The following is a 13,353-nucleotide window of genomic DNA, read 5'->3' as shown; positions in this document are numbered from 1 at the left end:
CGTACGTTCCCTTTTTGTAAAAATCGTTCTATTATTAGCGAACAAATATTCGCAAAATGCTTGCAGAATACTTTAAATCAATGTATAGTATGGTTAAGATATTTTTCAGAGATAAATCTCATTTAGGAGGTCCAGCGTTTTGGATAATGATCGTCAAAAAGCTTTAGATACAGTAATTAAAAATATGGAAAAATCATTTGGTAAAGGTGCAGTAATGAAACTTGGTGATAATGAAGCACGTAAAGTTTCTAGTGTATCAAGTGGTTCAGTAACTCTAGATAACGCATTAGGAGTTGGTGGTTACCCTAAAGGTAGAATTATAGAAATATACGGACCAGAAAGTTCCGGTAAAACAACAGTTGCATTACATGCCATAGCTGAAGTACAAAAAAATGGTGGTATTGCCGCATTTATTGATGCTGAACATGCTTTAGACCCAGTTTATGCTGAAGCATTAGGTGTTGATATTCAAAATTTATACTTGTCTCAACCAGATCACGGTGAACAAGGCTTAGAAATTGCTGAAGCATTTGTTAGAAGTGGTGCGGTAGATATCGTTGTTATCGACTCTGTAGCTGCGTTAACGCCGAAAGCTGAAATTGAAGGTGAAATGGGCGATACACACGTCGGTTTACAAGCGCGTTTAATGTCACAAGCGCTACGTAAATTGTCTGGCGCTATTTCTAAATCAAATACAACTGCTGTATTTATAAATCAAATTCGTGAAAAAGTTGGCGTTATGTTTGGTAATCCTGAAACGACACCAGGTGGACGTGCATTGAAATTCTATAGCTCAGTGCGTTTAGAAGTTCGTCGTGCTGAACAGTTGAAACAAGGTCAAGAAATTGTTGGTAACAGAACAAAAATTAAAGTGGTAAAAAATAAAGTAGCGCCTCCATTTAGAGTGGCAGAAGTTGATATGATGTACGGCAAAGGTATCTCGAAAGAAGGCGAACTCATTGATCTCGGTGTAGAAAATGAAATCGTCAATAAATCGGGTGCTTGGTATTCTTACAATGGTGAACGTATGGGTCAAGGTAAAGAAAACGTTAAACTATATTTAAAAGAAAATCCAAAAGTTAAACAAGAAATCGACCAAAAATTGCGAGAAAAACTTGGTATTTTCGATGGTGACGTAGATGAAAAAGAGGAAGAAGAAGCAACAGCTACACTTTTTGATGAAAAAGATGAATAAATTATATTTTGACGTAAAATAAAAATTTTCCCTTATAAAATAAGCTTATATTTTAAAATATAGGCTTATTTTTTTGTTATAACATACAGGTTTAAAATTATTAAATAAGAATATTTTATGATGAAAATACAACAAGAAATAGACAATAGCAGTAACTATAACTAATTTAATGTAAAATGAGCTATTCAAATAATGAATTAATGTAGTTGCACACCTTGACACTACTTAGTTTGAAACCGTACAATTACATTGTATGATTCTTATATAACTTCATATAATCATATTGAATTTGATATACAGAGCAAAATCCTAGAAAAAGGGGGTGTTTGTGTGAATTTATTAAACCTCCTACTCATTTTGCTAGGTATTATTCTCGGAGTTGTTGTAGGGTATATTATTGCCCGAAATATATTGCATCAAAAGCAATTACAAGCAAGACAGACTGCTGAAGATATTATCGAACATGGTAATAAAGAAGCAGAGAATATCAAGAAGGAAAAGCTCCTTGAAGCTAAAGAAGAGAATCAAATCTTAAAAGAGCAAAGTGAAAATGAACTTCGTGAAAGACGTGGTGATCTTCAAAGGCAAGAAGCACGACTTCTTCAAAAAGAAGAAAACTTAGAGCGAAAATCTGATCTTTTAGATAAAAAGGATGAGATTTTAGAGCAAAAAGAGTCTAAACTTGAAGAACGACAACAACAAGTAGATGCAAAAGAGAGTAGTGTTCAGTCATTAATAAATAAGCATGAACAAGAATTAGAACGCATCTCTGGTCTCACTCAAGAAGAAGCTGCCAATGAACAACTTCAAAGAGTCGAGGAAGAATTGTCACATGATATTGCAATACTTGTTAAGGAAAAAGAGAAAGAAGCAAAAGAAGCAGTCGATAAAAATGCAAAAGAACTATTAGCAACTACTGTACAACGGTTAGCTGCAGAGCATACTTCAGAATCTACAGTATCAGTTGTTAATTTACCAAATGACGAAATGAAAGGTCGAATTATTGGTAGAGAAGGTAGAAATATAAGAACGTTAGAAACGTTAACTGGTATTGATTTAATTATAGATGATACACCAGAAGCAGTTATTCTATCAGGTTTTGACCCAATTAGACGCGAAATTGCAAGAACTGCATTAGTAAATCTTGTTTCAGATGGACGCATCCATCCTGGAAGAATTGAAGATATGGTTGAAAAAGCTCGAAAAGAAGTGGACGATATTATAAGGGATGCTGGTGAACAAGCAACATTTGAAATTAATGTGCATAACATGCATCCAGATTTAGTTAAAATTCTAGGTCGTTTACAATATCGTACTAGCTATGGTCAAAATGTGTTAAAACATTCTATAGAGGTTGCTCACTTAAGTGGCATGTTAGCAGCTGAATTAGGAGAAGATGTTACATTAGCCAAACGTGCTGGACTACTTCATGATGTTGGTAAAGCTATTGACCATGAAGTTGAAGGAAGTCACGTTGAAATTGGTGTGGAATTAGCTAAAAAATACGCTGAAAGTGAAACAGTATTAAATGCTATACACTCACATCACGGTGATGTAGAACCAACTTCTATTATTTCTATATTGGTTGCAGCAGCAGATGCTCTATCAGCTGCTAGACCAGGTGCTCGTAAAGAGACGTTAGAAAATTATATTAGAAGATTGGAAAGACTAGAAACACTTTCAGAAAGCTATGATGGTGTTGAAAAAGCATTTGCAATCCAAGCTGGTAGAGAAATTCGGGTTATTGTATCACCAGAAACTATCGACGACTTAAAGTCACATCGCTTAGCAAGAGATATTAAGAGCCAGATTGAAGACGAACTTCAATATCCTGGTCATATAAAAGTGACAGTTGTTCGTGAGACTAGAGCAATTGAATACGCAAAATAATAAATAAAAACATAATTAACTTATGAAATAACTGCTAGCAGAGAAGTAAAACTTTGTTGGCAGTTATTTTTAGTTTGTGAAAAATAATGTGATTTTTAACACATTGAGAAAGTATCAATATATGATGGGAAATCGCTCTTTTTTGAATTAACATACCTTATTAGTAATGATTTTGTAATAGCTGAAAAAAATGAAAAATGATGTGCGTGACAGGCTACAAACTCAGATTATGTAAATCGTATCGTCAGGCAAGTATAGCACAATCAAAATTGTAAATGTTTAAATTAACAAAGAGATTGGGAAGTCATTTTTTGACAATATAAATGAGTCTGAAACATCATTGATGTCCCAGACTCATTGTTTTGAAACTAAGCATTATATCTTAGTCTTTGTTATTCCTATGCGTTACGATTAGTTATTTTAACTCTAAGTCTACTTTCTGCAATTCTTTGATTACTTCAGCAGTGTCATAACAACTAGTGGAGATATTGGCATATCTTTCAGCAAGCCTATAAGCATTGATATATAACTCTAAGCTATCTTTAGCAATATCTTCCGGATTGTCACTATTTGCAGGGTTTGCAGAAACAACTAAGTCAGCAAAATGTTGTGGATCAATATTAATTGACATTTCTTACATACAACTCCTATTTTTTGAAATGATACTTAACTATAATATAAATATTACCACCAATCTGAAATTTAAAACAAAGTAATGTTTATGAATATTTATTAAAGAGCCTTTTCATCATAGATAATTTCAATTAAACTAACAGTAAGAGAGGATGACACGTAAATGAGAATTTTATTTATTGGGGATATTGTTGGCAAAATAGGTAGAGAAGCTATTTCAAACTATTTACCCAAGTTGAAACAAACTTATAAACCTACCGTTACAATAGTAAACGCAGAAAATGCAGCTCATGGTAAAGGTTTGACTGAAAAAATATATAAATCTTTACTAAGAGAAGGCGTTGATTTTATGACAATGGGAAATCATACATATGGTCAACGTCAAATATATGATTTTATAGAGAATGCCAATCGGATGGTTCGTCCAGCCAATTTTCCAGATGAAGCGCCTGGTGTTGGTATGCGCTTCATTCAAATTAATGAAATCAAATTGGCTATCATTAATTTACAAGGAAGAGCATTTATGCAAGACATTGACGATCCTTTTAAAAAAGCAGATGCATTAATAGCTGAAGCACAAAAAGAAACAGATTATATCTTTGTTGACTTTCATGCTGAGACTACTTCAGAAAAAAATGCAATGGGATGGTATTTAGATAATAGAGTTAGTGCTGTTGTTGGTACACACACACATATCCAAACTTCAGATGAAAGAATATTACCTGGAGGCACTGGATATATTACAGATGTAGGGATGACTGGTTACTACGATGGTATACTTGGCATTAATCGTGAAGAAGTGATTACTCGCTTTATCACGAGCTTACCACAAAGACATGTCGTTCCTGATGAAGGTCGAAGTGTATTATCAGGTGTAATTATAGATTTAAATAAAGATGGTAAAACAAAACGTATAGAACGTATTCTTATTAATGATGACCATCCTTTTAAATAATCGTCCATTAGTATGAATTTTTAATTAAACCGCTCTTTTCATAGTAAAAGCGTGGTTTGTTTTGGTATGATGAAATATGAATTATTATAACCACTAGGAGGCTAGATGATATGAAATCTCAAGTATCATGGAAAGTGGGCGGACAACAAGGTGAAGGTATTGAATCAACAGGTGAAATCTTTGCCACTGCTATGAACCGTAAAGGATACTATTTATACGGATATCGTCATTTTTCAAGTAGAATCAAAGGCGGTCATACAAATAACAAAATTAGAGTATCAACATCACCAGTGCATGCAATTAGTGATGATTTAGATATATTAATCGCATTCGATCAAGAAACAATCGAATTGAATCACCAAGAAATGCGTAAAGATAGTGTGATTATTGCTGATAGTAAAGTTAAACCAGAAAAGCCCGAACATTGTGAAGCACAATTGGTTGCGCTTCCTTTTACTGCTACTGCGAAAGAATTAGGCACGACTTTAATGAAAAATATGGTCGCTGTTGGTGCAACATGTGCCGTAATGAACTTAGATATCTCAGATTTCGAGACACTTATCACCAACATGTTTACTAAAAAAGGTGATAAAGTTGTAGAAATGAATATTGAAGCATTGAATGAAGGTTATCGATTAATGAACGAGCAATTAAGTACTGTTGATGGTGATTTTGTTTTAGAAACAACAGAAGGCACACCACACCTATATATGATAGGCAATGATGCGATAGGTTTAGGTGCGCTGTCAGCCGGTTCAAGATTTATGGCAGCATATCCTATTACACCAGCATCTGAAATTATGGAATATATGATTGAAAACTTACCTAAAGTTGGAGGTACTGTTGTACAAACAGAAGATGAAATCGCTGCAGCAAATATGGCAATTGGCTCCAACTATGCTGGCGTACGTGCATTTACAGCAAGCGCTGGACCTGGTCTTTCACTCATGATGGAAGCCATTGGCCTATCTGGTATGACTGAAACGCCATTTGTTGTTATTAATACACAACGCGGAGGTCCATCCACTGGATTACCTACCAAGCAAGAACAATCAGACCTTATGCAAATGATTTACGGTACTCATGGTGATATACCTAAAATAGTAGTAGCACCTACTGATGCTGAAGATGCATTTTATCTTACGATAGAAGCTTTCAATCTTGCTGAAATGTATCAATGCCCTGTAATCATTTTAAGTGATTTACAATTGTCATTAGGTAAACAAACTGTAGAATCATTAGATTATAATAAAATCGAAATAAATCGTGGAGAAACGATTCAATCAGATATAGAAAGAGATGAAGATGATAAAACATACTTCAAGCGTTATGCGTTGACTGAAAGCGGTGTCTCTCCTAGACCAATCCCTGGCGTTAAAGGGGGCATACATCATGTTACGGGTGTGGAACATAATGAAGAAGGTAAGACAAGTGAAGCAGCTGATAACAGACAACAACAAATGGATAAACGTATGCGAAAAACAGAGCATCTATTGATTAATGATCCTGTTGAAAATGATGCGATTCATGAAGCAGCAGATATACTTTATTTAGGTTTCATTTCTACTAAAGGCGCGATTCAAGAAGGTAAAGAAAGATTAGAGCACCAAGGTTTGAAGATTAACCATTTACAAATTCGACAATTACATCCATTCCCAAGCAAAACGATACAAGATGCGGTTGATAAAGCTTCAAAAGTTGTAGTTGTTGAACATAATTATCAAGGTCAACTTTCAAATATATTAAAAATGAATGTGAACGTTGGAGACAAGTTAATTAACCAAACGAAATATGATGGTACGCCATTCTTACCAAATGAAATAGAATCCAAAGGATTAGAAATTGCCAAAAATTTAAAGGAGTTGGTATAAATGGCAACATTTAAAGATTTTAGAAATAATGTGAAGCCCAATTGGTGCCCTGGTTGTGGAGATTTTTCTGTTCAAGCAGCGATTCAAAAAGCAGCTGCAAATGTTGGACTAGAACCTGAAGAAGTTGCAATTATAACAGGTATCGGGTGCTCAGGTCGCTTATCTGGTTACGTTAATTCATATGGTGTTCATGGCATTCACGGCCGTTCATTACCATTAGCACAAGGTGTGAAAATGGCTAATAAAGACTTAACAGTTATTGCTTCCGGTGGTGATGGTGACGGTTATGCGATTGGTATGGGACATACGATTCATGCACTACGTAGAAATATGAATATGACATATATAGTGATGGATAACCAAATCTATGGTTTAACAAAAGGACAAACATCACCATCTTCAGCACAGGGTTTTGTGACTAAATCTACGCCAAAAGGCAATATTGAGAAAAATGTTGCGCCATTAGAGCTTGCATTGTCTTCAGGTGCAACATTTGTTGCTCAAGGCTTTTCTAGTGATATCAAAGGATTAACTAAAATGTTGGAAGATGCAATTAATCATGATGGTTTTTCATTCGTTAACGTATTCTCTCCATGTGTGACATACAATAAAGTAAACACTTATGATTGGTTTAAAGAAAATCTTACCAATATTGATGAAATTGAAGATTTTGATACGACAGACAAACAAAAAGCGACTCAAAAAGTTTTAGAATATAATTCATTACTTAAAGGTATCGTATACCAAGACACAGAAACACCTTCCTATGAATCTCAAATTGAAGAAATAGAAGGCACAGCACTAGCCAAAAAAGATATTCACCTTGATGAACAACAATTCAAAGACTTAACAAAACAATTTGTATAGTAGTTTATCTACTTAAATAGTAATCAAAAGCGTAAAATAACTAGCTGATCACAAAAAGATGATTTTCATAGAAAAATCATTGTTTTATATTTGTGGATCAGCTATTTTTATATATAAACATTAAAAGTGGAGGCATAGAGAAAAATGGTTGATCATTTTGTGACAATGAAGGAATTGCTAACATACACACACGAAGGTGAAGATTGGGAAATTCAAACGCGTGAAAGAGATTCACCTGTGCTTGTTACTGCTGTCCATGGAGGGGCTATAGAAAGAGGTACCACTGAAATTGCACAATATTTAAGTGAAATAGGAAATTTCAGTTTTTATAGTTTTAAAGGTGTAAGAAAAAATAAAAATAATGAACTTCATGTTACGTCAACTCATTTTGATGAACCTAAATTAAAAAAGATTGTGAGCGAACATGCCCAAGTTATATCTATTCATGGTTGTATGGGTGAGAAAAATGAAGTGTATATCGGTGGTAGAGATGAAGCGTTAATTACGCGTATAAAACAAGTATTAAATGAAGCAGGATTCATTATAAAGGATGCACCATCTCATATTTCTGGTAAACAACAAGATAACTTTGTCAATTGTGGCAAGAATGGTATGGGAGTACAGTTAGAATTGACCGTTAACTTTAGGAAGCAATGTTTTGTTAATAAAAAATTTAATCTAAAAGATCGAGAAGATCGTTCAAATTGGTCAACTTATTTAAAAGAATTTTCGGAAGCAATGATTAAGGCAATCACATACCATAAATAGTTAACTGCAAATTGCTCAGAAGCAAATGTAAAAATTCTGTTAATAAACTAGCAAAAACTTAACAGTGATTTAAGATAGTGGACGCTAAAGTGTGGTAAATAAAAAAGTACATTTATATAGGAGGTGGAATATGTCTGATCGATTTAAGTCTATGACGGAATTAATGGAGCTTACAGAGGAAAATACGGATTGGATCATTAATACTATTGAGCGAAATAGCAATGTTATAATAACTGCAATTCACGGAGGAGCTATTGAACCTGCTACTACCGAATTGGCGGAATTAACAGCTGAGAAAGGTGGTTTTGACTACTTTACTTTTAAAGCAATTAGAACAAAAGCTAATGCAGAATTACATGTGACATCCAGAAACTATGATGAACCTAAATTAATGAAAATGATTGCTAATAATCCATATGCCATCGCTATACATGGTTGTAAAGGTGAAGATGAAATTATTTATATGGGTGGTAAAGACGAGCAATTAATGGATGCAATGACAGAAGAATTTGAAAAACTAGGGATAGATGTCAGACAAGCGCCATCACATATGTCTGGTGCACATGATGACAATATTATTAATTGTTGTAAAACTGAAAAAGGTGTACAACTCGAATTAACCTCAGGAATAAGAAAAAAATTGTTTGAAAATGGACGCTATAATAAAAAAAGTAGAGAAAACAGCAGTAATTGGACTCAGTTTATGTATGATTTTGCACAAGCAATCATTAATGCGACTAAAAACATTGCATAATATTGAAAAGGAAAACCTAATAAGTTATTATAGATTTATTATATCTATAATAGGAAGATGATGAATTTATGAAATTTTCAAAAGCGACTGATTATGCTTTACACGCATTGTTATTTATGATTAATAACCAAGGGGACCAAAAAAAGATTCCTGTACAAGATTTAGCATCAGTTTTAAGTGTTTCTACAACTTACTTATCAAAAGTACTGACACGTTTAGTAAAAAGCAATATCATTTCGGCTAGTAGTGGTGCTAAAGGTGGGTATCAATTAAAAAATGGTTGGGATTCAGTATCTATTTATGATGTCATAATTACGATTGATGGGAAGCAAAGTTTATTAGAAGACTCCTTTAATCACGATGAAGGTTGCCCGATTAAAGCTATAATGGAAGATGCTGAAACAACATTGATAACAACATTGAAACAAAAAAAATTAACAAGTTTAGATAAAAATAGAACAAGTAAATGAATTTATAGTATAGAAATAGGAAATGATAAACTATTTCTATACATTATTTTAAATTTATTATAGATATTAAAAATCTTTAATATATGTATAAATAAAAGGAATGGAATTTGAAGATAGTAGTGTTATATAAATAGAAGGTGCATTTACACAAATGATGTTTGACACCGAATTCGATTTCTTTAAATAATATAGAGCTACACCTGGATAAACAAGGAAAAATCTAATCGACATTTTATGGAATAACCAATATTAATAGGTTGTATGTAGCTAGAGTGGTTAAAGATAACTTTGTTAGTCAATTAATTGATGCTGCTGCGAATGGAAAGAACATTGCTAAAAATATGATGATGGATCTTATAGATGAAACCTATCGATAAACAAAGCTTTAGAATTCTATACCTTAGGTTAATGTTTTGGTAAACTGAAGATAAGTAAAATTTAAGGGGTTGAATAAGTATGAATGATACTTTAATGAGCGTACAAATTATTCCAAAAACTACTAATGGTGAAGACGTTACACCTTACGTAGATGAAGCAATTAAAGTGATAGATGATTCTGGTTTAGAATATCGCGTTGGACCACTAGAAACAACTGTGCAAGGTGAAATGAATGAATGCTTAATATTGATTCAAAAGCTTAATGAGCGAATGGTAGAACTAGAAATACCAAGTACCATCAGTCAAGTAAAATTTTATCATGTTCCTGAAGGTATCACGATTGAAACGTTAACTGGAAAATACGATGAAATCTAAGTGATTGTCATGTTAGTTAGATATTGGCTATTGATGTTATAAAGATAAAATTAAATTGTTAACTATTTAAGGTACATCGTTAATTTAGTTAAATTTACTAAATAATACGGAAGTACCTTATTTTTTGTGGGTAAAACCAAGGATAGTTTTATATGAAAATATTATAATAGTAAGAGGTACACTTAAAGATAATTCGATTTTTCACGATGATTTAACTACATATTTCTGTTATCGACCAATATATATATAAGTAAAAGGAGTTTTTGTTATATAAATTTTTAAATCAAAGTTGATTATTGTATATGACTTTTGCACTTTAGTGCTAAATTTAATATAATGAAATAATGATTATAGATAAAGTTATAGAACTTTGAACGACTCGATTGTTAAACAGCGAGATAGAATCTATTTTAAAGCGTTTGTTCTTAGTTTTTATGATATAGAAAGGGTTTTGTTAGCGTGAATGAAGAACAAAGAAAGCAAACTTCTATAGATGTGTTGGCCGAACGCGATAAGAAGACAAAAGATTATAGTAAGTATTTTGAGCATGTATACCAACCACCAAGTTTAAAAGAAGCACGTAAACGTGGTAAAGAAGAAATACATTATAATCGCGATTTTCAAATTGGTGAAAAATATCGTGATATGGGTAAAGGGAAGACATTTTTAATAAAAACATATGGTTGTCAAATGAATGCGCATGATACAGAAGTCATGGCAGGTATTTTAAGTGCTTTAGGTTATCAAGCAACGGAAGAGATAAATGAAGCGGATGTTATATTAATTAATACTTGTGCAATTCGTGAAAATGCAGAAAATAAAGTGTTTAGCGAGATTGGCAATTTAAAACACTTAAAAAAAGAAAAACCTGAAACGGTCATTGGTGTTTGTGGTTGTATGTCGCAAGAAGAATCAGTCGTCAATAAAATATTAAAATCATATCAAAACGTGGATATGATTTTCGGTACTCATAATATACACAGACTGCCTGAAATACTTGAAGAAGCTTATCTATCGAAAGCAATGGTAGTGGAAGTTTGGTCTAAAGAAGGCGATGTAATTGAAAATTTACCTAAGGTCAGAAAAGGCAATATAAAAGCATGGGTAAATATCATGTATGGTTGTGACAAATTCTGTACATACTGTATTGTGCCATTTACACGAGGAAAAGAGCGGAGTAGAAGGCCACAAGATATTATTGATGAAGTTAGAGATCTAGCACGTCAAGGATATCAAGAAGTTACATTATTAGGTCAAAACGTTAATTCATATGGCAAAGATATTGATGGATTGGAATATGGACTTGGTGATTTACTTGAAGATATTTCGAAAATAGATATTCCGAGAGTACGTTTCACTACGAGTCACCCATGGGATTTTACTGATCGTATGATAGAAGTGATTGCTAACGGTGGGAACATAGTGCCGCATGTTCATTTGCCTGTACAATCAGGAAATAATGCTGTACTTAAAATTATGGGACGTAAATATACAAGAGAAAGTTATTTAGATTTAGTAGATCGTATTAAGTCTAAAATACCTGACGTTGCTTTAACAACAGATATTATTGTTGGTTATCCAAACGAAACAGCAGAACAATTTGAAGAAACATTAACTCTTTACGATGAAGTAGCATTTGAACATGCATATACGTATATCTATTCACAAAGAGATGGCACGCCAGCGGCTAAAATGAAAGACAACGTACCTTTAGAGGAAAAAAAGGCTAGACTACAACAGTTAAATAAAAAAGTAGCTTATTATTCTGAACAAGCTATGACACAATATGAAGGACAAACGGTTCAAGTTCTATGTGAAGGTGCTAGTAAGAAAGACGATACTGTACTCGCGGGTTATACAAATAAAAATAAACTTGTTAACTTTAAGGCGCCTAAAGAAATGATCGGAAAAATTGTTGATGTAAAAGTTGATGAAGCAAAACAATTTTCGTTAAATGGTACATTTTTAGGAGCTAGTGAAAAAGCAGTGGTGACACAATAATGTATGAAAAAGATGAAATATTAGCTGAAGCAGATAAACTCAGCCAACGTATTCAATCATTAGACACTGTCAAAGAATATCAATCGATTGAACAGCAAATTCATCATAATAAAAATATTGAGACACGCATGAAAGACTTGAAAAAAACACAGAAACAGTCTGTTAATTTACAAAATTATGGTAAACATCAGGCATTACGTCAATCTGAAGATAAAATTCAAGATATTGAGCAAAATATCAATGTTATACCTATTGTTGAAGAATTTAGAGAATCACAAGCAGAAGCGAATGACTTATTGCAAATGATGATCAGTACGATGTCAAACCGTTTAAATGAAATTCAACAAGATAAAGATTGATACGTAATCCACTTGTAGAAAGGAAATGAACAATATGAAAACAAGAAAATTAACACTAACTGCGATATTGATTGCTATTAATGTAGTGTTAAGTAGCATTGTTGTTATACCTTTAGGGCCTATTAAAGCGGCACCTATTCAACATTTAATCAATGTTATATGCGCGGTATTTGTGGGACCTTGGTTTGGTTTGGCACAAGCGTTTATATCTTCGTTGTTAAGAATGCTATTTGGCACCGGTAGTTTCTTTGCATTTCCTGGAAGTATGGTTGGCGTATTATTAGCAAGTGGTTTTTACTATTATCGAAAACATATTTTTATGGCAGCAGTAGGTGAAGTTATAGGTACAGGTATCATTGGTAGTATCATGTGCATACCTTTAGCTTGGTTATTAGGCTTTAATAATTTTGCTGTAAAGCCTTTAATGATAGCTTTTATTGTATCAAGTGTGATTGGTGCAATGATTAGTTACATCGTTTTAATGATTATGAAAAGAAAAGGTATTTTAAAACGCTTCTTATAAATATGTAAATATGAAAAGGTTAAGTTTCATTACTTTTAACATATAAAAGAATTAATTATAATGTAGATTTGTAATTAACTATTTGTATGTGCAAATGAGACTTAATCTTTTTTTTATAAATTTTATATATCAATCAGCGAATTAATGAAGTTTTTATATCAATCTGACCCTGTAAGCATAAGCGTAAAAGCTAAAGTTATGTTAAAATTTAAGAGTTAAATGGACAATAAAATCTCAGGAAAATGGTTTGAGAGTACAAAACGATAAAGTAGTAAAATTCCTGATATAAAGCATAAATATCAATCAGATGAACA

The 13,353-nt window shown here is 32.8% G+C and carries 13 protein-coding genes; 12 read left to right on the top strand and 1 reads right to left on the bottom strand.

Annotated elements, in window-relative coordinates; translation table 11 throughout:
• Positions 1-139: 139 nt before the first annotated feature.
• Both recA and rny read left to right on the top strand, forming a co-directional pair.
• Positions 140-1,195, top strand: a complete 1,056-nt coding sequence (recA, locus tag FYJ81_RS02775; protein WP_107383979.1) for a recombinase RecA — start codon at positions 140-142, stop codon at positions 1,193-1,195.
• A gap of 330 nt (positions 1,196-1,525) precedes the next feature.
• Positions 1,526-3,085 (top strand): ribonuclease Y, encoded by a 1,560-nt coding sequence (gene rny, locus FYJ81_RS02770; RefSeq protein ID WP_019468711.1) that lies wholly within the window; start codon positions 1,526-1,528, stop codon positions 3,083-3,085.
• A gap of 415 nt (positions 3,086-3,500) precedes the next feature.
• Here rny and FYJ81_RS02765 read toward each other — a convergent pair whose 3' ends face one another.
• Entirely contained in the window at positions 3,501-3,716 is a 216-nt protein-coding gene (locus FYJ81_RS02765; RefSeq protein ID WP_019468712.1) for a hypothetical protein, read from the bottom strand.
• Positions 3,717-3,881: 165 nt separating this feature from the next.
• Between FYJ81_RS02765 and FYJ81_RS02760 the strand changes: the two genes are divergently transcribed.
• From FYJ81_RS02760 to thiW, 10 genes are all read left to right on the top strand, one after another.
• Positions 3,882-4,673: a TIGR00282 family metallophosphoesterase gene (locus FYJ81_RS02760; RefSeq protein WP_107505257.1), complete on the top strand. Its 792-nt coding sequence runs from the start codon at positions 3,882-3,884 to the stop codon at positions 4,671-4,673.
• A gap of 110 nt (positions 4,674-4,783) precedes the next feature.
• The gene (locus tag FYJ81_RS02755) at positions 4,784-6,544 is read left to right on the top strand and encodes a 2-oxoacid:acceptor oxidoreductase subunit alpha (protein WP_154409268.1); all 1,761 of its coding nucleotides are present in this window, start codon (positions 4,784-4,786) and stop codon (positions 6,542-6,544) included.
• Positions 6,545-7,411 carry a 2-oxoacid:ferredoxin oxidoreductase subunit beta gene (locus tag FYJ81_RS02750; protein ID WP_019468715.1) on the top strand — a complete coding sequence of 289 codons (867 nt, stop codon included), beginning with the start codon at positions 6,545-6,547 and terminating at the stop codon, positions 7,409-7,411.
• A gap of 144 nt (positions 7,412-7,555) precedes the next feature.
• Positions 7,556-8,179 carry a poly-gamma-glutamate hydrolase family protein gene (locus FYJ81_RS02745; RefSeq protein WP_107505259.1) on the top strand — a complete coding sequence of 208 codons (624 nt, stop codon included), beginning with the start codon at positions 7,556-7,558 and terminating at the stop codon, positions 8,177-8,179.
• A gap of 130 nt (positions 8,180-8,309) precedes the next feature.
• The gene (locus FYJ81_RS02740) at positions 8,310-8,933 is read left to right on the top strand and encodes a poly-gamma-glutamate hydrolase family protein (RefSeq protein WP_107505260.1); all 624 of its coding nucleotides are present in this window, start codon (positions 8,310-8,312) and stop codon (positions 8,931-8,933) included.
• Positions 8,934-9,001: 68 nt separating this feature from the next.
• On the top strand, positions 9,002-9,403 hold the full coding sequence (locus FYJ81_RS02735) for an RrF2 family transcriptional regulator (RefSeq protein WP_107383973.1): 402 nt from the start codon (positions 9,002-9,004) through the stop codon (positions 9,401-9,403).
• Between the two features lie 456 nt (positions 9,404-9,859).
• Entirely contained in the window at positions 9,860-10,156 is a 297-nt protein-coding gene (locus tag FYJ81_RS02730; RefSeq protein WP_107505261.1) for a thiamine-binding protein, read from the top strand.
• 459 nt (positions 10,157-10,615) lie between these two features.
• Positions 10,616-12,157: a tRNA (N6-isopentenyl adenosine(37)-C2)-methylthiotransferase MiaB gene (miaB, locus tag FYJ81_RS02725; protein WP_326750924.1), complete on the top strand. Its 1,542-nt coding sequence runs from the start codon at positions 10,616-10,618 to the stop codon at positions 12,155-12,157.
• Positions 12,157-12,516 (top strand): RicAFT regulatory complex protein RicA family protein, encoded by a 360-nt coding sequence (locus tag FYJ81_RS02720; protein ID WP_154409267.1) that lies wholly within the window; start codon positions 12,157-12,159, stop codon positions 12,514-12,516. The genes miaB and FYJ81_RS02720 overlap by 1 nt, the downstream gene beginning before the upstream one ends.
• A gap of 34 nt (positions 12,517-12,550) precedes the next feature.
• Positions 12,551-13,039 (top strand): energy coupling factor transporter S component ThiW, encoded by a 489-nt coding sequence (thiW, locus tag FYJ81_RS02715; RefSeq protein ID WP_107386229.1) that lies wholly within the window; start codon positions 12,551-12,553, stop codon positions 13,037-13,039.
• The last annotated feature ends 314 nt before the right edge of the window (positions 13,040-13,353 follow it).

The sequence above is a fragment of the Staphylococcus sp. McC-251-APC-3A2 genome (assembly GCF_009695665.1).
Classification (GTDB): domain Bacteria; phylum Bacillota; class Bacilli; order Staphylococcales; family Staphylococcaceae; genus Staphylococcus; species Staphylococcus cohnii.
This window is presented reverse-complemented; position numbering and strand designations above follow the sequence as displayed.